The organism is Vulcanisaeta moutnovskia 768-28 (assembly GCF_000190315.1).
Classification (GTDB): Archaea; Thermoproteota; Thermoprotei; order Thermoproteales; family Thermocladiaceae; genus Vulcanisaeta; species Vulcanisaeta moutnovskia.
In genome coordinates this window covers 1,726,051-1,745,293 of record NC_015151.1, presented here as the reverse complement: position 1 = coordinate 1,745,293, position 19,243 = coordinate 1,726,051, and the positions used below count along the sequence as shown (strand labels likewise).

The window sequence follows — 19,243 nt, the reverse complement described above, 5'->3', positions numbered from 1 at the left end:
ATATTATTTTTTGCGGTGGCGTAAACCTAATATTGATTGGTTATCAATCAATAACAATGCTTAAGTGCAGTGCATGTGGTTCGGTTAAGGTAACTGTTTTGATCAATGGAAAGCCGTATTGCACGTATTGTGGAGCAAAGATACTTAGGACGCACCTAGTAAGGACATTACTAAATATGAAGAAGGAGGGACTAATTACATCAATAATAGACGTGGAAAGTTACGAAGACCCCTAAAGGAAAACTAAAATAAAACCCAACATCTATTTCCTCAAGTGATGAATAAGCATAGTCTATCGCCCATGGTATTACTGCTCGGAGTGACCCTAGTTCTTTTGATGAACATAACAATAACCCATGCAGAAGCCGGCGTGGTCACAAGCCAAATAAATAATGGTATTAGAGAAGCCCTGGAAAAATGCAAGGTGAACCCATATACCGTGTCTATCACGTCAATCACACCAACAATACAAAATAACACAGTGATCATAGATGCCACACTTAGTAATAATTATAACCTTGAAATAACAATGAACTTAACGAATAAGTTAATACCAATTAATGACATAAACGTAGTTGTAATGAACCGTAATTCAATAATTTGTGGTTCATCAAATATCACAATAAGTAATCCATCAACTAATTATAGCAATACTATTGTAAAGGCAAATCATTTTATTGAGATAATATCATACACAGGGTCTTCGCCAATGACAACCAGTAGCACAAATACAGTGGTAGTGTACGGCACAAGCATAAGCTCTGTAATAGTCATATTAAATATGACAGCTTACACAGGTAATATAGTGTGTAGCACGGGATCCCCATTAACACCGATTTACATTGTTGCGCCCAGTAGATCAATACCACTTATGTACATAATACAACCATCAAGACCCATCACATCACTACTATGCAGATATAGTCAAACATTAGGTAGTAGCTACTTATTAATGGCTATCCTTATAGGAATAGCGGCCGCATTACTTTACGAAGCAGTATTAATAATAGTGATGAACCACCTAAAAAATACTTAATAGCCAATCACCTAAGGCCCTAAATGCCTTGGCTCTATGGGATAACCTATTCTTAATGTCAATACCTAACTCAGCGAAGGTTTTGTCATAATCACTCGGTATGAATATTGGGTCAAAGCCAAAGCCCTCAGAGCCCCTGGGCTCCATAGCTATATTTCCATACACAACACCAGTAAATAGCTTAATAATTGCCTTAGGGCCGCATAGACCAACCACGGATTTGAAGTATGCCGTCCTATCATCAACACCACTCATTAGTTTTAAGATCCCCGTAAGCCCTATCGTCTTGTAGACATAGGATGAGTACGGTCCTGGGAAACCATTCAGTTTATTTATGAAAAGGCCGTCATCCTCAACTACGAAATAGTCACCAGTATTGCCATTGCATATTTCCTTTAGGGCATTGCTAACGATATCTTCAAGATTATCACTTTGAATTTCAACCTTCCTATGATTGGTATCAATTAGGAGATCTATGCCGAATTCCTTAAGTACCAGGGATGCCTCACGAAACTTAGCCTTATTACTTGTAACGAAGAATACCCTCATAGTCTCATTTTACGTTGAAATGAAAAATTTATATTTTTAAGGTATTTTTAACTCACTGTAGATTAACGCCACTATAATCAAGTACCTTCTTTAATAAGTCGCTCTCTGGAGGAACTCCTATAAACTCAACATTACCAACGTCCTGATCCTCCCTCTTAAGGACCACAGTCGGTACGGCAGTCACCTGATACATATCTGCAATATCACCCTCTTCATAGGCTTCAATAGTTACTGATATGACCTTACCCTTACTGTCATAAGCAAACATGTTAGCCATTAAGACGGCGTATGGGCAGTATGGGCATGATGGCGTAACCACTGTCATGACCTCAACCTTCTTACTATTGCTTGAATTTAGTAGAGCTTCGAGCCCCTTCTTAGTCCTTGGCCTTAACTTGGTTTCACCGACGGATATCCTTACTATGGTCTCTATGAATGCTCGAACTTCCTCACCGAGCGGCGCGCCTAAGTACTTAATTGCACCATCCAGTAGGTATATGACGGGAACTCTTTGTGGTTCAACATTATACTTTGTGAATGTCTCATTGTTTTCCTCGTATTTTACCTTCCTCAGTATTAACTTACCAGGGGGTGCTAATTCAGCGAGTAAGTCCAGTAGTTCCTCTGTTGGTACACACCAATTAGTGTCCCTGTTACCACAAGTATTGCTTGTGAAGAATAAGACCTCAACCGGATTCTTCATCTGTGACAGTATCTCCTTTATTATTTCCTTAGTCTCTTCATCAACCTCTATGTGCGGTACCTCTACTGCGCCTTGTGATTTTTCGAAGGGTGTTGCGGACATTCTATCTTCGTAGGAAGTAACCCCTATAAAAAGTCTTTTTTCCACTTATTTTCAATAACAAAGGTTTCATGCCCTCCTTGACCTCTTCTTCCTAGACCTTCTCCTTTTACCCTTATTACCCTTAGAAGATTTACTTCTCTTCCTCCTGCTTCTCTTTCTCCTTGACTTTCTGATTTTCTTAGTCTCCTCCACCTCACTCGATACCTTATCAACTAATTCCTTAATTACGCCATTAGAGACCCACATACTTATCTTGCTTGCCTCATTATCTATTAAATCGTTGATTAAGGACTGACCAACCTGATCTCCACCCACTAGTAATACCTTAGTTAACGCCTTGCCCGTATTAAGAGTAATAATTCCAGAAAACTCCTCATTAAGCTTCTCCTTGATATACTTCCTCAATTTCCTATACTTCTCCTCACTAAAGCCCTTAACGTATAGAGCCTCTAATATGAAAGTAGGTTCATCCCTAATAAAGATGAACTTCAAATCATCACCTCCAATCTCCTTAATTACGTCCACATCATCGGCAATCAATAAGAACTAATAAATCTTATCTAATGACATTAAAAATTAACCAGGTCAGTACTTAAAGGATTCCTCATTAGTCAGGGAGGTGAAGCATCATCACACGGGAGTATAAGACAACCCTGCTTATAAATGCTTTTATATAAATTAGTTAAGGGCTAATAATGATGAAGAGGGACTTAAGTGCTGATTGGATGAAGATGAATCCACGAACTGATAAAATTAAACTTACACGAGCCCCAGATGACTGAGTAAGTCGTATGCGTTGTACTCAGGGGCTAGCTTAACATAGGCCTTCTTCTCACCAGTCATTGTTATTAATGTATTCACACTCTCCACCTTAACATTATACGTCTTCTCCACATAATCCCTAATCTCCTTCTTAGTAGTGTTCCTAGGAACAACAATCGTTATCTTATTCTCCCTCTCAGCAAGCCTAAGGCTCTTCTCTGTTAGTACGAACCTCACGATCATGCCACCTCACCCCATAAATAGACCCTTACGTAACTCCTCAATAGCACTCGAGGTCCATAGTGTTAACCTACCAGGGACACCACCAGGCGCTAGATACAGCACGCCTAAGTTTCTCACAGGAACAACATCAACGCCAGGTAGGTTCCTTGCCACCTTAATAATCGATGCATCAGTGGATGAAACAACAATTAACAAACTCTTCCCCTCCTTATACCTCCTACCCCTCATCTTACCCTTACCAGACCTAATCCTAATCCTCTCAGCAACCCTCTCAATATCATCCCAAAGACCCAATGATTCAAGCGACTTCTTCAAATCAGCCATAACACTAATTCTCTCAAAATCATCATTGACAATAAGTGGTATCTGCGGAACCTTATCAACAGTATGACCCCTAGCAATTACTAGGTCCTTTATTGCCGTAGCGGCTATGGCGGACCTAATGGCCTTCCTACGCTCCCTCTTATTAATCCTCTCATGAAGAACCTTCTCAACCTTAGGTGGATGTGCCCTCCTACCCTTAACAACGTTTGGCGCTAACCTAGCGGTTGGCCATAGGCTACCCTTAACCCTAGGAACCCTGGCAATACCAAGCCCTATACCAAAACTCACTGCCGTGGTCCTCTTACCAGCCATTGGATCTGTTCCCTTGGGCTGAAGCCTAGCCGTCAATGCACTTATGTAGGCCCTGAGTATTAAGTCAGGTCTTATGGGTTCGAAGAATTGGGAAGGCAATTCTATTTCATTAATAGCATTACCATTTATATCGAATACCTTCACAACACTTGGTACATTATACAAAGGCCTTATTAATGGTGACATGTCTAGGGATACCATGCTCATGCACCCTGCAGTGGCTGTGTTGATAACCAGACTATTTGAACCTTACCAGTTGGGTATGTTGGCGGTCTAGGTCTTACTGGGAACCTAAGTGTCACAAGTCTCTTAACAATACCAGGTACTGAACCTTCAAGGGCCATGTAAGGTCCCTTAACTATACCATAATGCGGAAAGCCGGAGCTTGGGGTTACCTCAGCACCATTAAGACCTATCTTGAGTATCCTCTTGTTATACTCCGTCCTCTTATGCAGACCCATTTGACCAGGTCTTGGCGTTGTGAAGGCCAGAGCTGGGTTTTGCGGACCAATGGCTCCAATCCTCCTATAACCCTTCCTATGCTTGTGCCATTTTGGTAATATCTTAACGTTGAACCTCTTAACCACACCCTGTAATCCCTTACCCTTCGTTATTGCGGCGACATCAACATATTGACCCTCATTAAACACGTCGGTTACATTAATGTCCTTACCCAATATTGAATCAGCATACTTAATTAATTGATTAATATCATCAACACCACCAATGGGTATCTCCAGAAGCTCTGGGGTTTTCTTGCCAATGCCACTAAGTCTTGGTTGTGTTGCTACGAGGGCTCTAATCTCCGTAATTACATCCACATTATCAAGTATCTTCTTCATCATCTCCTCCTTGTTAAACTTCTCTGGAAGTGTTGGTATTTTCCTAGCAATGTCCTTAGGCACATCAGGCATCCAAACCTCGCCAAGGCTCAACTTTAGGTTTTTCCAGGGATCGTACGTGTAGGCCTTAAAGGCTATTACCTTAATTGGTGGTGAGTCCAATATTGTGACTGGCTTAATAACTTCCTTACTGTAGAAGGGACTCGTTGGCCTATCATCTATGAACACGGCATGCGCCATACCTGCTTTATACGCCACGAAACCAAGCAACATGGGCTTACCAGGCCGTGGATCTGGCCATACCCTGAACTTAGCCACTAGGGACTCGGCTCGCTTCCTTGGGTAGTAAGCCATGGATCCGCGCTTAGGCCTATGAATCTTTAAACCCATAGTTCAGCCCTACGTAGTCACAACCCTATTTAAAAATTATTAGTTCCCTGGACTAGGGCAACGAACCATGCAGGTGCCTAATCAGGTTTAGTATTGATAATACGGCTATCACGGCCTCCTCGGTCCTCACGGTTTCAACGCCCTGACCAGGTATGAAATTAATAAATGGATATTTCTTCAATGTATTCTCCATGCCCTCAGCCCTAAGTATCTCGTCAACTCCATGATAAGGTGATCCAAAGACCACGAGAAATCTATCCCCACTTAAAAAGTCATTAATTTGTTCTATGGCATTCTTAATGCTAATTCCCTCCTTACCCGTTAAAACCACATAACTATATTCATCAAACAATTTACTTACATCCATGACCTCTGATTCAAATCCCCAATAAATACTTAGACGGTCTCTTGGAACAACATGTGCCCTATACGTGTCATCCCTTGTTGTCGGCGCATCAATCTGAACAACGACCCTAGTACCCAGTGGCATTGGCCTTGGTACCTTAGCGTAAATGCCATCACCAATCTTGGCAATTGAGTAGTAACCATCCCACTTAATGACAATACCCTCCCTATACTCACCCCTTTCTGGCTTACCCTCAGGTGCATGATTAGGTGTCTTTAACGGTGGCAATAAGCCTACATACTTAAGATCCCTATCGAGTTTAAACAAGTCCTTTCTTAAGTATGGTGGCGTTGATAGATACCTCAGGTTCTTAACAATGAACTCAGCCTTATCCCTATCGCCAGCCAGCCTATGCCTATAAACAATAATCCTACTTACCTGGAATATCGCGGCACCCCTACCAATATAACCAATCTTTCTAATTGCCTCCCTATTGTCAGGAGACTCCGCAAGAAAGTCACTGGGTATTGCAATATCAATAATTGGTTTTAACCTTAATACCCTCATTTTAACATCACTAATCACTTATGGTTTATACCTCACTTCTTACCTCCCTTAGCCTGCTTACCCTGTTGCTGCTGCGATGAACCCGTCGCCTCAGTTAATGCCCTACCTAGTCTCCTCTCCTCTTCCTCACTCGTCATGAATAGACTTGTCCTTTGTCTACCTCCCACGAAATCTACAAGTATGGCCTTAATTTATAAGCTTTTTCACGTTTAGGATTTACCTTTAACTAAAAGTCTCGTCTTTTAGAGCGGGAATGAGGTCATTCCTTACCAAGGAGCCTCTTAAGGCCTGGGTAAATCTCGAATAACTGCTCCTGCAATGCCAATGAGTAGTACTGTATCACTATCTCCACAACCAGTATTAAGCCAATACCACCACCAAAGACACCGGCAATGTCGCCAAGGGCTGCAATTACGCCAACTATTAAGCCACTGATTATTGTTAACATCCTAATGTACCTATCGAGAAACCTAGCGATAACCTTAGTGCTCGGTCTAAAGCCTGGTATGTGCATACCACCCTGCACTATGTACTTTGCCTGATCCTCAGCGCTTAGACCCGCCAGGTTAACCCAAACAATTGCGAATACAACTGATAGTACGGCGTACATAATTATGTGAACAGCTATATACGTGGCATCTATGTTTCTAGGAACAACCGTGAAGTAATAGAGCAGTGAGTTGGGGCATGGTATTAGGCCTAGAGATGTCGAGTGCGCACAAGCCAGCCAGTTAAGGAATGGGTTAGTATTCGCCTTGTTATACGCGCTCCAGAGAAGTGTTAAGCCCTCACCTACTAAGTAAACAGTGTATGCGGTGAATATTATGGGTAGTACTGATACGTACATTAGCTTCAACGGCACTGAGTATCTATACCCCCTATACTGCACGAGTGCTACTGGTATTGAAACCTCCATTAACTCTAGGTACAATACAATTAATGCAAGGGCTATTGTCGCTATTAAGCCAGTTAGACTTGGGAAATTGACTTGATAAAGTATACTCATTAAGTAACTTAATTTGCCACCTATTGCGTAGTAAATGGCCGCTGCGAGGGCGGGTATGGCGCCATAGGGTATTACTGAGCCTGGTAAGATGAATGGTGAGAAGGCCATTGCGAACATTTGCTTAACTATGGTTACGAGGATGAATAGCGATATACCACTACCTAATCCCCAGCCCTTTGATATCATGTCATCCATTAAGATTATTATTACCGTGGCCACTAACAACTGAATAACTATTAGGGTTCCACCAAGGGCATTAACGGGGATTAACTGGCCACTGGTTACTAGGGCTATGGCTTCGAGAAGCCCAAAGACTATAGCAAGGAGCTTAAGTAACGCATTAAACTTGGCCTGATCTTCTGGATCCTCAAGATCTACATTGATCATATCCGAGAAAACGAGTATCTCAAGTATTATACCGGCGACGACTATTGGGGTTATACCCAACTGAGCCAGCGTTCCGAAGGTTATGCCTAGTATGGATGCTATGGCAGGTGATAGAAAGAATGATGGTGTCACTGGGCTTAACCCATAAAGTGGTGTTATCGACATTAGCAGGTAAACAGTTACCGCTAGAAACGTCCAGAATAGCCTTGAACCCATGCTCAGGGCTTCCCTGGGTTTGGGTACAGTCGGTATGAAACGCAGTATCGGCTCCACAGCATCAATGAACCTACGCTCACTATTAGCCATGCACTACCCCCCGTATTAATTCCACGGAACCTCCAGCAGCCCTGATCTTCTCCTCAGCCTTCCTCGAAACCCAAACAGCCCTAACAATCATGGGCCTACTGACTTTACCCCTACCCAGCAATTTATTAAAACCAATCTTTAATAAATCAACTACATACTTACCATCAACTACCTGCACCAAGCCCTTGTTAACCAATTCATCAAGCATTGAGTCAAGCTCACCAACATTAATACCAACCCTAGCCGCGACTATAGCCTCGGGCTGCTTAAACCCATGCTTACCAAAGAATGGATAACCACTCGAATCCTCGGCATACTTCATAACGAGCGACCACTTATGTTTATGGAGACCAGACTTACCCCTACCACCACTTGAACCACTCTTCCTATGCTGACCAACCCTACCCCAACCATGGGTTCTCGAACCCCTATACTTCCTAGACTTTCTCTCAAATCGCCTAACCATGACTACGATTGACTATTGAAACCCTTAATAAATTTTATGACCTTACCTGCACTATACGTAATAAATTATTAAGGTCCTACACAATAATTATTAATAACGCGGGTTATTAATTTATGGTTAAAATTAATGATTAAATTATAGCATCCTAAGTATCAACTCATTAATTGCAATGCCCCTATAACCCAGATCCCCACCTTCATTAAAGCCCTTCTTAATGCTCCTAAGGCCTCCTGATGGTGGATGAAGCCTAAAGACCGGTTTTAACTTAGGTATGCATAGCACCTTATTACCTGATTTAGGCCATGGCTTGTTCTCAGGGCATGCGAGTTGATTAACTTCACCCATTATGTACGCCAGCGCAAACTCATCAATACTTGACCAACCATACTTCCTAACCCAATCATCAGTTAGAGGCTTATTGCCAATTAACCTACCCCTCCTTCTTAGTAACTCAGTCAATGTATCGGCGTCTATCTCACCCCAGGTGACCCAGTCCTTAACAACATTAAGCATTCCCACGTATGATGGTCTCTCATCAATCACTGCGCATGTATACCTCCTCCTTAATCTAAGTAGATCAAGTGCTCTTTCAACATCTGGCGGTGTATCGGCTAATCCCTTAAGCCTTATCACTGCTATGCGTGTGTAAGGCGCCTCCTTACTATACCGGGCACTTTCCTGAACCTGCATAAACAACGCCCAGTAAACCTATAATTATTAAACTTTAGCCCTCCTGCGATTAGATGGAGAATGCATAGGTCTTCTTCAGGGCATCGTATGTAGCCTTGACCAGGTTGTGCGTTGTCCTCGTCTCGCCCCAGGTATATGACCAGATATCCTTAATGCCAGCTAGTCTAAGTACAACCTTAGCGGAATCAGCAGCGACGAGACCAACACCCTTAGGTGCTGGTATTAATACGATTTCCACACTACCGCTCTTACCAATAACCTTAAATGGAATGCTATGGGGTTCATCACATGAGCAGTGCCATGAGCCGCAGCCTCTCCTTACAGGGACTATGTTTAGCTTAGCCTCCCTAGTTGCCTTCTCAATGGCCTGGTTAACCTGCTTACCCTTACCCATGCCGACGCCCACATAACCATCCTCATTACCAATAACCACAGCCACCTGGAACTGACTAACCTCACCAGCGTCAGTCTGTCTCTGCACAATGTTTATACCAACAACTTCATGTTTAAGGTTTGGCAGAAAGAAGTCGATGATCTCAGGCTCCTTAATGGGCAGGTTAAGTCTGAATAGGTCATCAATGGACTTCACCTTACCCTCCTTAACTAACCTACCAATCCATGTCCTAGGCTGCCAAGCCTCAACAGCAGACTCGGCACTCATTGACCAAAGCGTAACTAAACCATTTAAAAATATTTACACCATAAATTAACAACGTAGCTCCTTATTAATCAGAGTGAGATTAGTACTTAAGATGGCGCTGGATAGGCTTATTGCCGAGGTAATGCTGTTAGTAGGATCAATATACCTAGGCTACACCCTATTCATAGTGTTAAGTCATATGGGAACAGCAATATCGTTGGTTAATTCCATGGATCAAATGGCTAGTGCGAGTATTTACGTGCCCGACGCAGTAATAATAACCAATGGTACAGGTAATCAATTATACTTGGTAATTTATAATAACGGTCACATAGCAATAAACTTAAGGGAAGTATACATGAACTGTCAGGGTAGTACAATGAAAATAGACCTGAATAATACATACCTAGTCCCAGGTAATTACTTAATTATTCATGAGCAAATACCTTACCAACAATGCAGTGTCAGCAATATCTTTTGTATTGCCAACACCACAATATGCATGGCCTACGAAACAAACACCACACGGTACGTTATTTCGCAGCCTTAATTAACCATTAGTGACTTAAATATTAACTTGAGATTAACCTACTGATGTATTACAGGAATAATACAAGAAGAATAAACAGACAAAAAAGAGGAGACCTAAGTGGGCCGATATACACAATACTAATGATAGTCTTCGTAATAGTAGCCGCAATAATGCTATACAATTACTTCCAATCAAGAACCTCAGTACTAACCACACAGGCACAGATAAGCATTGTTAATCCGCAATTAGCTGGAAACGTTTACTCAATAACCGTAGAAAACATAGGAACAACACCAGTAACAATAACCTCAATATCAATATACTCACAGAACTCACAAACACCCGTAATAACGCAGACAATAGACACTGAATTAAATCCGGGGCAATCAACGAGTATTGTTGGTACATCATCAACACAATTCATAACTGGTAATAAGTACATAGTCGTTATTGAGGGACACACCGATGGTGGGCAGGAGGTTGCTGCAGAGAGTATAGCCATATCGCAATAAGTTAGTCAAAATAACTATAATAATCCTTGGTTAAAACCACGTTAGTGGCTTATATCTTTAATTGAGAGGTTCTAATTGATGGATAATTACGTAGTTCCAGTCAGCATAGAGGGGTTTACGTTTAAGGTACCTGTTTCCATAACCACTAAGGAAAATACGTACTATTATATAGTGAAGGAGCCGAAGTGCGATACCCAATGCCTAGACCTAAAGAGTAGGGTTATTGAAATCATGAGGCAACGAAACACCACAATACTTGATGCCGTAAATAATGCAATAAGGAACACAAGCAGTAAGCAATTAGTGGAGTCAGTGGTTTATTACTTATTGAGGGATTTAAAGGGGTATGGCCCAATAACGGTACCACTCTCAGACATGAATATTGAGGAAGTTGAGCTCAATAATTGGTTACACCCAATAACCGTTGTACACAGGGATCTTCCAGGGATTAGGTTGGTGACGAATATCAGGTTTAATTCAGAGATTGAGGCTAAGGACTTTATAATGAGTATTAGTAAGAGGGGCTTGCCGAGATCAATCTCATTATTAAAGCCGTACTTGGAGACAATACTTCCTGAAGGGCATAGGTTCACGGGTACTATTGGTGAAATAACCATAGGACCAACATTTAGCATAAGGAAGTTCCCACCACAACCCCTAACCCTTGAAGAACTAATGCTGAAGGAAACCCTCAAGCCCAGTGCGGCTGCCTACCTATGGTTAATTGCCGAGCTTAAGGGCTTCATAATGATTACTGGCCCAATGAGCAGTGGAAAAACAACGCTATTAAGTGCGATAGCCAGCAAGTTACCCACGTACTCAAAGATTGTGACGATAGAGGACACGCCAGAGATACGCTTACCACATCCGCACTGGATTAGGATGTTCACTAGGGAGAGCGATGATGAGAAGTCTAGAATAGAAATGTTTGACTTAGTTAAACTAGCCGTGAGGTATAGGCCTGATTACATAATTGTTGGTGAGGTCAGGGGTGAGGAGGTTCATGCATTATTCCAAGCCTCAGCACTTGGACATGGCATGTTAACAACATTCCACGCATCATCACCTGAGGAATTACTGATAAGATTAACAAATCCACCGCTGAATGTCAATCCAGGTAATCTACAGTTATTGACTACGGTTGTATTTACAGCCATAAGGAACGGTAAGAGAATAATCACCAACATAGCCGAACCAGAAATAAATAATGGGGAAATAGAGTTTAAGAATGTATTAACAGGCACAGGTGATATAGATATTGAGAGAAGCATGAAATTAAAGATATTAAGCAAGGCCTATGGAATAGACGTGAAGGAGGAACTAATTAGAAGAGAGAGAATGCTGAGGAGCAATAAGGTTACTGATTACGAGATCGAGGAGGTGATTCAATGGTAATTAGTTTTGATACCCAACAGCATCCGTAATTTCCTAGGAAATTAACCCATATTTTTCATCATTTAGCTTAGATCCAGAACTCATCTTATTATTCTTCCTATTGTTATTATTGCAGTGATTTTATTTCGCATAATATGTATTACGCATTCAATCTATAAGCATCATAACTAATTAATCAAAGCACCCCTTACTAGACAACTGAGTTGGCTAAGAATGAGACCCAACCCCGTGCTCTGTGTTGTATGGTAAACCAGGGATTTCACCGGCCCATTCTCCAACCGGCAACCCCCTGAACGCGCCCACCCCGACTTAGGGCCGCTCCCTCCCGGGCCTAACCCGGTTCGTCGGGTTCCGTAGCCGATCAACCCTACGGTTGACCGACTACGGCGTGGACGCCCCAGGGGACCGGCTATCATTGAGGTACCGGTGGTCCTTGGCTTACCATACAACACAGAGCACGGGTTTCGGCCTCCGAACCCATCGGCCTGGGTTTTGCCCAGGGGAGGACTGGGTAGGTCCTCCAGGCCTGGTCCCTGTCTTGTTTTTCTTAATGGGGAAATAAATTTTTTCATTGAATATGGGCGGTAGGTTTATTTTGCTGTTTTCGATAATTATTTTGATGAGTAGTTCTGTTGTTGATGAGTTTGTTAGGTCGTTAATTGGTGATGTTAGCGATAGTGCTGTTAAGGAGGTTATTAGGATTAGTTATGCCGTTGCTTCTTTTGTTATTTATGGTATGGCGTCATTAATAAGGGATGGAAAGGGATCTAGGTTTTCTCTTGTTGTTTCGTTATCGAAGATATTTAACGCGAGTTTTATGAAGGATGTTTTTGAGGTTCTTTTTGCCTCTCAGGGTGATGGTGATGATGTTATTGATGCTGCAGGTATCGTTTCTGAGACATATATGGTTAAGTTTATTTATGGTAATGAGAAAGACCAGGCGAGACCCAGTTTTCTGAAACCCGTTAAGGTTGATCATAGTGTTTATGCAGTTGTTTATAATGATGTTAGGGATTATATTGATGATTTTGAAGGTAAGAATAACGTGGCCTTTGGACTTATTGGTAATGTGATGTCCGTATTACTAACCACAGTAATCATAATGCTGATAATAGGGATGTGCCAGGGCATAAGGAGTGAGGGTTATCCTGACGGTATTAGGGACTTCCTAAATTACGCATTGACGCAGGGCACTCACATGGCTCTTTCTGAATTACTTAGTCATGGATAAGAATTTAACTGAGTATTAATCATGGTATTGCGTGGTTGATGAAGTTATTGAGGCTAGGGATTACGTAACTCAATTAATCAATAAGGGTTGGTTTAAGCATGCCGTTGGTGAACGTGGCGTTAAGCACATAATTACGCTACTAAGATTCGTTGATCTTAATTATAAAGGATGCTCTGTGAATCTTGACTTGGACTTCCTGGTTAATCTACTTGATGATTACTACAATACAGAGGGTAGGATTAGGTATTTCATTAGGGAGTTGATGAGGATTCGGGACTACGATGATGTAGCAAGGCAATTAATAAATGCCTACCCAGTACTACCGCCTGACCTTAGGGAGTTCCTTGATAAGGTGGCGAAATCACTACCCTCGGATGCTGCTCCAGGGACTTTAGTTGAGGAGGCAATAAATGAACTAATGAAGGAGTTAGAGAGTTTTAGGGAGAGATTGATTTCTATTATTAATGTTGCCAAGTCTCAATGCCCTAAAGCTTATAACCAAACCTCCTAATTAATTCTCTACGCTCCTTAATATCGGAATCACCCTCAACACCAAGTGGTGAGTGACCATCAACAACACCAACCACACCCCTCCTTTCAGGAGCTATCTCGGCAACAATAATAGAGAGAGGGTTTGCAGTGGCTGCGTATATATTCACGACCTCTACCACATGTTTCAATGCATTTAATACGTTTATTGGCCATGCATTTCTTAGGTAGATCACGAACGTGTGACCAGCGGCAATCCTACCACATAAATCTATTGCTAACTTCCTTAATTCATCATCAGTACCTTCATGCCTAATTAACCTCTTACCAGAGGCTTCACAAAAGGCCAATCCAAACTTTATATTAGGTACCGAATTTACCAGGGCTTCATATACATCTTCAAGAGTCTTTATGAAGTGACTATGGCCAACAATTACATTTGTACCCTCCGGAATTGGTACGTCTATTACCTCAAACTTTATACCCTGAGACATTATGATTATTCAAGAGGATACGCTTTAAGCATTACCACTGTGTAGTTTCTCAATGATATAACCTAGCGTATCAAGCATTTCCCTAGGTGTGTAGCCCTTCTTAGTTCTTTTTAGATTTACCTTATTTTCGCCATATATTATCCTCACACTCCTCTTCGTAATGCTTATTGTTATGGTCTTCATTATATCTACATACGGCTCATAGGTAAACCTTTCACCAGAATATACATACCTGCCTAGGAACGTGTAATAATTGGTATCGGTCATCTTAATAACCTTACTAATAATGGGTGAGAAAGCAAATAGTAGTTTCCCGAATCTTTCGTCATCAAGTCTCACGTAATCATGCTCATTAATCACTGCAGTTAACATTACACCATTTATTACCTGAGATACAAATAATCCCTTAGGACCTGTAATACTCAGTGCTCTAATACCATGCCCTTTGGTGAAGGACATTAAGCCCGTTAGAATTGCCATCGTCACTTAGCCTCTAGTGGTGTTCCATCCGCTGGACACTTATAGAACACCTTCTTGGCGCATGTTGGGCAGTATATTGCATGGCATTTGGGACATACGTAATAATCATCATACTTAAATATCTTCCTACCACACCTCCAGCACCTACCAATCACTAGGGTCTTAGATACGTACACAACTACGTTTGATCCTTAGTGCTTTTAAAGTCTTACGCCAATACGGGTATTTCCATGGCCATGAACATGAAAATTAGCGTTATTGGTATTGGTATTGTTAATTTTATTGTTGGACTTAGGGTTAAATTGCTCAATAGTGAGGTTAACAGTGCTATGGATAGGCTTATTATGTATGCCGTAAGTAATAAAGGCATTAGTATGGTGTTTACACTGGGTATTGATAGGCCAATTAATGTATAGGGGGCATTTCTTATGATGGAGCTTATGGTTAAAACCACAAACCTGCTTATATACGTAACTCCACCGAATATGAAAGGTAATGAAAAATTAAGTAACTGCAATGGCTTTGCGTTGTAATTAATGTTCGTGATTATGGTTTTTAAATCCAAAAACACCTCAACAAGCCTATCAAGGGCTCTTGATGGAGAACCAAGGTTAGCCACTTCCCTTAAGGCGCTAATTGCGAATTTTATGATCCATGGCTCATGAACATCAACATTATCATTCAATTGATTAATCCTTTGTAAATATGTAGTTAATGACCGTGGGTATGGATTATCTACCACCCTCTCAAACGCAGCGCCTATACTAACTCCTGCCTTAACTATTTCCGATATATCACGCGTTAAGTCGGGTAATGCCATTATTGAGCTCTTAATGTCATTGATCCTACGCGTCACTAATATGGAAAAGAAAAGTGGCGGTATTACCAGAGACACTGCACCCCTAATTCCAAAATAAATAATGAACGGAACGGTAATAATTACCGATATACCTAGAACAATGTATGTACTTTTATCATGATTGAGATCCATACGTATTATGTATGGTATTGATTGATGAACTCTCACTATAAGGGCAGGTAGTAATAATGCCATGGCCGGCATTATGTATAGTATTGCGTAGTTCATACCGAGTATTGTCGCAATAATTACGAAGAGTATTAATACGATTAATGATGATACTATTGCTATTACAACATCGATTATTTGCTTTGATAATGCTGACAATTTATTACTCAGTATTGATAAGTACGTGTTTTCAACACTCCTAACGTAAGTGTTTACATCACCACTATAACCCCACACAGATACATAACCGTTTATGAACCTCTGGAACTCAATACTCGGATGAAACCTAGCCCTTAATTGCATGGCGTTTGTTACTGAATTTGTAGTTAATGAGAAAACCTTAATTAATGACCACTCCCTGCCAATCCACTTAAGTCCAACCTTGTTGCTTATTTCAAAGGCATGCGTTATATTACCACCAATATCGTGTATTATATCTAGCAGGACCACAAAGAATGGTAATTCCCACTCAACACCATCCTTAACAGCATCCACAGAGTAAGTGGCCCAAATAAGCATGAGTACTATGGGTAATGCCGGTATTGGTATTAAAATTAGTGATAGAAATAATGACTTAGTGACCATATAAATAATGAATGGAGTCGGTATTAGTAAGTACGTAGTCTTTTCCGCAATTGACGACAATTCATTGGTATTCCATGAATATCCACCAACAAGAGCCATCCTATCCAGGTAATTCTTAATCACCTGTCTCAGTGTCCTCACATTATTAAAATCCTCAATACGTCTTATAAGGCACTATTTAATTAACTCTCGAATTACGTTAATAATTAACTGATTTACATTAACCTCGGTATACCTTGTTGGTATTGTGTTGGAGCACGTTATTGACGATACACCAGCCTCAAACATCCTTGAATCGGCCATGTTCAGTAATAGACAGTGCGTTGCGATTGCATGAACCCTAGTCACACCTAGAGACTTTAATATTTTTGTGGCCTCTATTATTGTGCCGCCAGTCGCTATTATATCATCTATTATAAAGACCTCCTTACCAGCAACATCGAGTTCCTTAGGCTTCATTGTGACCTCGCCTGTAACCCTATCACGGAACTTCTCAAGGTAACTAAATGGCGCCCCTAAATACTCACTAACCTTCCCAACTCTCCATAGGGAACCAATGTCAGGGCTTAGCAATACGGCATTGCTAATTCCCCTAAGTCTATCTGCATATAGTTTAAAGGGCTCGATATTAATGCATTGTGCATTATTAATCCTAAAGGCTTCGGGTTTATGAATATCCACGGTAATTATTGTTGAGGCGCCAAGTGATGATAACAATGAGAGAATGGTTTGTAGACTCACAGGTTCACCATCCCTAAATCTCCTATCTTGCCGTGAATATGGTAAGTAAGGTAGAACAACATGAATGCTCTTAATGCCCAAATCATGCGCTGCATGCATTGCGAGCATTACCTGGATTAACCTATTATTTTGCTCAGGATAAGCTCTCTGAATGAGTATTAAGCCGTCATATGTCGTAATATCAATGGGGTATCTAATGTATGATTCACCATCTGGGAATTGCTTTGTCTCAAGGGTCACGTGGATTAGCCCTAGGGCATTTGCTACATCATTACCCACGTCTGAGGACCACGGAAACGATGCAATTAGGTACTTCGCCACGGTTAATTAATTATTTACCTTCTTTTAAGAAATTTATCCTTATGGATCCTCAGGGGGCTGCACCTCATAAAGTCTCCTACCTCTCGATGTTTTCGGCGCTAACCAGTCAATGAGTCTCTTGGGATCGTTCGTTTCAACGATAAAGGTTATGGGCCCCAGTGGACTTTCGTTCTCCTCGGTAACGAAGGTGAGCATACCAGCGTATGCAGCCTGCTTATGTAAATGAAATATTACTCTATTGCCGTCAATTCCCTTCATTAGGACTGACCTAGCGCTGTCCTCAATACCCTGCTCCTTAATTAAATTATGCACCCTAACTAATGACTTAAAACCAATGCCTAAGGCAACGATGTACTTCTTTCCTTCACTTTCCTCAACCCTCAACTCATCATAAATAAACACATTACTCAATGCCCTCTTAACCTTATCCTCATCCTCCGTGGGCCTAACCTCAACCCAAACCTCGGTTCTCACGTTATGACTCAGTACTGAGGTATTTTAAGGATTAGGTTTCATGCACATTAATCTTTAAATATTCAGTTAGAGTTTGGGTTGCGTATGAAGACGCTGTTTTTTGAGGTACTTAATACATTGGTTAGGCTGACCCATTTTGAAACTGAAAGCGCCAGGCTAATTAGGGATGAATTAAACATAAGGATATCACTTGATGAATTAGCAAGTCAATTCAGGAAGGAGTGGGAGGACAGGTATAATATGTTGATAAGTAAGGGTGTTTACAGGTCATTGAGACAATTAGCTAGGGAAACAATGATATCACTGCTAAGGAAATACTCGCTAAGCCTAAGTCCGGCTGAACTTGATTACTTTGGTAATGCAATATCATCGCTCATAGTTGAAACATCAGAGCTTTATCCTGATGTTATTGAGGCTATAAACGCGTTATCCCAGATGAGCATTTCAATGTATATACTCACGAACCTAGATAACGACGTAGCAAAGAAAATACTCCTTAGGAATAATTTGTTAAGGCATTTTAAGGGAGTTGTTAGTTCAGACTTAACAAAGGTTGGTAAACCTGCGATTAAGATATTCCAAGCAGCACTAAATAGGGCTGGTGTCCCGCCGAGTGATGCACTAATTGTGAGTGGCTTGGTTGAGGATGTTATTGGTGCTAAATTCCTTGACTTGAAGGTAGTGTTTGTGAGGAGAGTTGATGTGCAATTACCCGTTAAGCCATTTTATGAAATAAATACACTAACGCAATTACCAGAAATAATAAGTAAGCTTACCTAAATTAATGACCGCCCTTGGTCCTAACTACCTCATGCCTCCTCTTCTCAATCCTTTCCCTAGCCTTCTTCCTCCACTTATGTACATGAGTCTCCCTTAACCCAACACTCATTAAGCCCCTCATCTTACGACCCGCAGGTGTCAATGCCCTAAATACCCTGCCCTTCTTACGCTTTATCTTAATAGTCTTATGTAATGCAGGTTCTGGTGGTAATACCTCACCTCTAATGACCTTACTCAACCACTCCCTAAGTCTCTGAACATTAATATCCCAAATGGTATCCCTATTAGGATCAACCCTAATGCCTAGTAATCTAGCCTCACTTACCGTTAAACCAACAGCCCTAACCTCACCAATTGAGTAACCCCTACCAACCCTCCACTCACTACCTAAAACACTACCACCACTACTAATTAACCTGGGCTTCTTAACGAGTGGATCCGGCGGTGGTGATATGGACGGTTGCGTTGTTTGCGACATCTCGTACGCGTAACCAACACCCCCCTTTATAAG

The 19,243-nt window shown here is 41.3% G+C and carries 27 protein-coding genes and 1 other RNA gene; 8 read left to right on the top strand and 20 right to left on the bottom strand.

Annotated features, from left to right (window positions below):
- Nucleotides 1-32 precede the first annotated feature (32 nt).
- A complete protein-coding gene (locus VMUT_RS09150; RefSeq protein ID WP_013605136.1) occupies nt 33-236 on the top strand; it encodes a TFIIB-type zinc finger domain-containing protein in 204 nt (67 codons plus the stop codon).
- Between the two features lie 41 nt (nt 237-277).
- On the top strand, nt 278-1,036 hold the full coding sequence (locus VMUT_RS09145; RefSeq protein ID WP_048056993.1) for a hypothetical protein: 759 nt from the start codon (nt 278-280) through the stop codon (nt 1,034-1,036).
- Here the strand turns inward: VMUT_RS09145 and VMUT_RS09140 are convergent.
- From VMUT_RS09140 to VMUT_RS09090, 12 genes are all read right to left on the bottom strand, one after another.
- Nucleotides 1,022-1,585 carry an XTP/dITP diphosphatase gene (locus tag VMUT_RS09140; protein ID WP_013605134.1) on the bottom strand — a complete coding sequence of 188 codons (564 nt, stop codon included), beginning with the start codon at nt 1,583-1,585 and terminating at the stop codon, nt 1,022-1,024. The genes VMUT_RS09145 and VMUT_RS09140 overlap by 15 nt on opposite strands.
- 52 nt (nt 1,586-1,637) lie before the next feature.
- Nucleotides 1,638-2,390: a protein disulfide oxidoreductase gene (gene pdo / locus VMUT_RS09135; RefSeq protein ID WP_013605133.1), complete on the bottom strand. Its 753-nt coding sequence runs from the start codon at nt 2,388-2,390 to the stop codon at nt 1,638-1,640.
- Between the two features lie 66 nt (nt 2,391-2,456).
- Complete coding sequence (locus VMUT_RS09130) at nt 2,457-2,915, bottom strand: hypothetical protein (RefSeq protein ID WP_148224723.1); 459 nt, start codon at nt 2,913-2,915, stop codon at nt 2,457-2,459.
- Between the two features lie 234 nt (nt 2,916-3,149).
- Nucleotides 3,150-3,395, bottom strand: a complete 246-nt coding sequence (locus VMUT_RS09125; RefSeq protein ID WP_013605131.1) for a 50S ribosomal protein L23 — start codon at nt 3,393-3,395, stop codon at nt 3,150-3,152.
- A gap of 6 nt (nt 3,396-3,401) precedes the next feature.
- Nucleotides 3,402-4,238 carry a 50S ribosomal protein L4 gene (rpl4p, locus tag VMUT_RS09120; protein ID WP_013605130.1) on the bottom strand — a complete coding sequence of 279 codons (837 nt, stop codon included), beginning with the start codon at nt 4,236-4,238 and terminating at the stop codon, nt 3,402-3,404.
- Nucleotides 4,235-5,263 carry a 50S ribosomal protein L3 gene (locus tag VMUT_RS09115; RefSeq protein WP_013605129.1) on the bottom strand — a complete coding sequence of 343 codons (1,029 nt, stop codon included), beginning with the start codon at nt 5,261-5,263 and terminating at the stop codon, nt 4,235-4,237. The genes rpl4p and VMUT_RS09115 overlap by 4 nt, the downstream gene beginning before the upstream one ends.
- Nucleotides 5,264-5,315: 52 nt before the next feature.
- The gene (locus tag VMUT_RS09110) at nt 5,316-6,176 is read right to left on the bottom strand and encodes a putative RNA uridine N3 methyltransferase (RefSeq protein ID WP_048056992.1); all 861 of its coding nucleotides are present in this window, start codon (nt 6,174-6,176) and stop codon (nt 5,316-5,318) included.
- Between the two features lie 32 nt (nt 6,177-6,208).
- Nucleotides 6,209-6,343: a hypothetical protein gene (locus VMUT_RS13245; RefSeq protein WP_013605127.1), complete on the bottom strand. Its 135-nt coding sequence runs from the start codon at nt 6,341-6,343 to the stop codon at nt 6,209-6,211.
- A 92-nt stretch (nt 6,344-6,435) separates the two neighbouring features.
- Entirely contained in the window at nt 6,436-7,875 is a 1,440-nt protein-coding gene (gene secY / locus VMUT_RS09105; RefSeq protein ID WP_013605126.1) for a preprotein translocase subunit SecY, read from the bottom strand.
- Nucleotides 7,868-8,341: an uL15 family ribosomal protein gene (locus VMUT_RS09100; protein ID WP_013605125.1), complete on the bottom strand. Its 474-nt coding sequence runs from the start codon at nt 8,339-8,341 to the stop codon at nt 7,868-7,870. The genes secY and VMUT_RS09100 overlap by 8 nt, the downstream gene beginning before the upstream one ends.
- Before the next feature lie 135 nt (nt 8,342-8,476).
- Complete coding sequence (locus tag VMUT_RS09095; RefSeq protein WP_013605124.1) at nt 8,477-9,031, bottom strand: 50S ribosomal protein L30; 555 nt, start codon at nt 9,029-9,031, stop codon at nt 8,477-8,479.
- A gap of 49 nt (nt 9,032-9,080) precedes the next feature.
- A complete protein-coding gene (locus VMUT_RS09090; protein ID WP_013605123.1) occupies nt 9,081-9,692 on the bottom strand; it encodes a 30S ribosomal protein S5 in 612 nt (203 codons plus the stop codon).
- A gap of 73 nt (nt 9,693-9,765) precedes the next feature.
- On the opposite strand from VMUT_RS09090, the gene VMUT_RS09085 reads away from it, so the two are divergent.
- From VMUT_RS09085 to VMUT_RS09075, 3 genes are all read left to right on the top strand, one after another.
- On the top strand, nt 9,766-10,221 hold the full coding sequence (locus VMUT_RS09085) for a hypothetical protein (RefSeq protein ID WP_013605122.1): 456 nt from the start codon (nt 9,766-9,768) through the stop codon (nt 10,219-10,221).
- Between the two features lie 44 nt (nt 10,222-10,265).
- Nucleotides 10,266-10,715: a hypothetical protein gene (locus tag VMUT_RS09080; protein ID WP_013605121.1), complete on the top strand. Its 450-nt coding sequence runs from the start codon at nt 10,266-10,268 to the stop codon at nt 10,713-10,715.
- Nucleotides 10,716-10,793: 78 nt separating this feature from the next.
- On the top strand, nt 10,794-12,110 hold the full coding sequence (locus VMUT_RS09075) for a type II/IV secretion system ATPase subunit (RefSeq protein ID WP_013605120.1): 1,317 nt from the start codon (nt 10,794-10,796) through the stop codon (nt 12,108-12,110).
- Nucleotides 12,111-12,323: 213 nt separating this feature from the next.
- Here the strand turns inward: VMUT_RS09075 and ffs are convergent.
- An RNA gene (gene ffs / locus VMUT_RS12535) (signal recognition particle sRNA) lies at nt 12,324-12,646 on the bottom strand.
- Between the two features lie 83 nt (nt 12,647-12,729).
- On the opposite strand from ffs, the gene VMUT_RS09070 reads away from it, so the two are divergent.
- Both VMUT_RS09070 and VMUT_RS09065 read left to right on the top strand, forming a co-directional pair.
- Nucleotides 12,730-13,341: a hypothetical protein gene (locus VMUT_RS09070; RefSeq protein WP_237699636.1), complete on the top strand. Its 612-nt coding sequence runs from the start codon at nt 12,730-12,732 to the stop codon at nt 13,339-13,341.
- Nucleotides 13,342-13,372: 31 nt separating this feature from the next.
- Complete coding sequence (locus VMUT_RS09065; RefSeq protein ID WP_013605118.1) at nt 13,373-13,852, top strand: hypothetical protein; 480 nt, start codon at nt 13,373-13,375, stop codon at nt 13,850-13,852.
- Here the strand turns inward: VMUT_RS09065 and VMUT_RS09060 are convergent.
- Genes VMUT_RS09060 through VMUT_RS09040 form a run of 6 tightly spaced genes read right to left on the bottom strand, consistent with a single transcriptional unit; the run spans nt 13,827 to nt 17,952 of the window.
- Complete coding sequence (locus VMUT_RS09060) at nt 13,827-14,324, bottom strand: adenosine-specific kinase (protein WP_048056990.1); 498 nt, start codon at nt 14,322-14,324, stop codon at nt 13,827-13,829. The genes VMUT_RS09065 and VMUT_RS09060 overlap by 26 nt on opposite strands.
- A 24-nt stretch (nt 14,325-14,348) precedes the next feature.
- Entirely contained in the window at nt 14,349-14,804 is a 456-nt protein-coding gene (locus VMUT_RS09055; RefSeq protein WP_013605117.1) for a hypothetical protein, read from the bottom strand.
- Nucleotides 14,805-14,806: 2 nt separating this feature from the next.
- Nucleotides 14,807-14,980 carry a hypothetical protein gene (locus VMUT_RS12950; protein ID WP_013605116.1) on the bottom strand — a complete coding sequence of 58 codons (174 nt, stop codon included), beginning with the start codon at nt 14,978-14,980 and terminating at the stop codon, nt 14,807-14,809.
- A gap of 32 nt (nt 14,981-15,012) precedes the next feature.
- Nucleotides 15,013-16,557 (bottom strand): hypothetical protein, encoded by a 1,545-nt coding sequence (locus VMUT_RS09050; RefSeq protein WP_013605115.1) that lies wholly within the window; start codon nt 16,555-16,557, stop codon nt 15,013-15,015.
- 33 nt (nt 16,558-16,590) lie between these two features.
- Nucleotides 16,591-17,478: a ribose-phosphate diphosphokinase gene (gene prs / locus VMUT_RS09045; RefSeq protein ID WP_013605114.1), complete on the bottom strand. Its 888-nt coding sequence runs from the start codon at nt 17,476-17,478 to the stop codon at nt 16,591-16,593.
- Between the two features lie 39 nt (nt 17,479-17,517).
- On the bottom strand, nt 17,518-17,952 hold the full coding sequence (locus tag VMUT_RS09040) for an RNA-binding domain-containing protein (protein ID WP_013605113.1): 435 nt from the start codon (nt 17,950-17,952) through the stop codon (nt 17,518-17,520).
- Nucleotides 17,953-18,036: 84 nt separating this feature from the next.
- On the opposite strand from VMUT_RS09040, the gene VMUT_RS09035 reads away from it, so the two are divergent.
- On the top strand, nt 18,037-18,732 hold the full coding sequence (locus VMUT_RS09035) for an HAD family hydrolase (protein WP_013605112.1): 696 nt from the start codon (nt 18,037-18,039) through the stop codon (nt 18,730-18,732).
- Between the two features lies 1 nt (nt 18,733).
- Here the strand turns inward: VMUT_RS09035 and VMUT_RS09030 are convergent, their stop codons facing one another.
- Nucleotides 18,734-19,210 carry a ribosomal protein L13e gene (locus tag VMUT_RS09030; protein WP_013605111.1) on the bottom strand — a complete coding sequence of 159 codons (477 nt, stop codon included), beginning with the start codon at nt 19,208-19,210 and terminating at the stop codon, nt 18,734-18,736.
- Between the last annotated feature and the right edge of the window lie 33 nt (nt 19,211-19,243).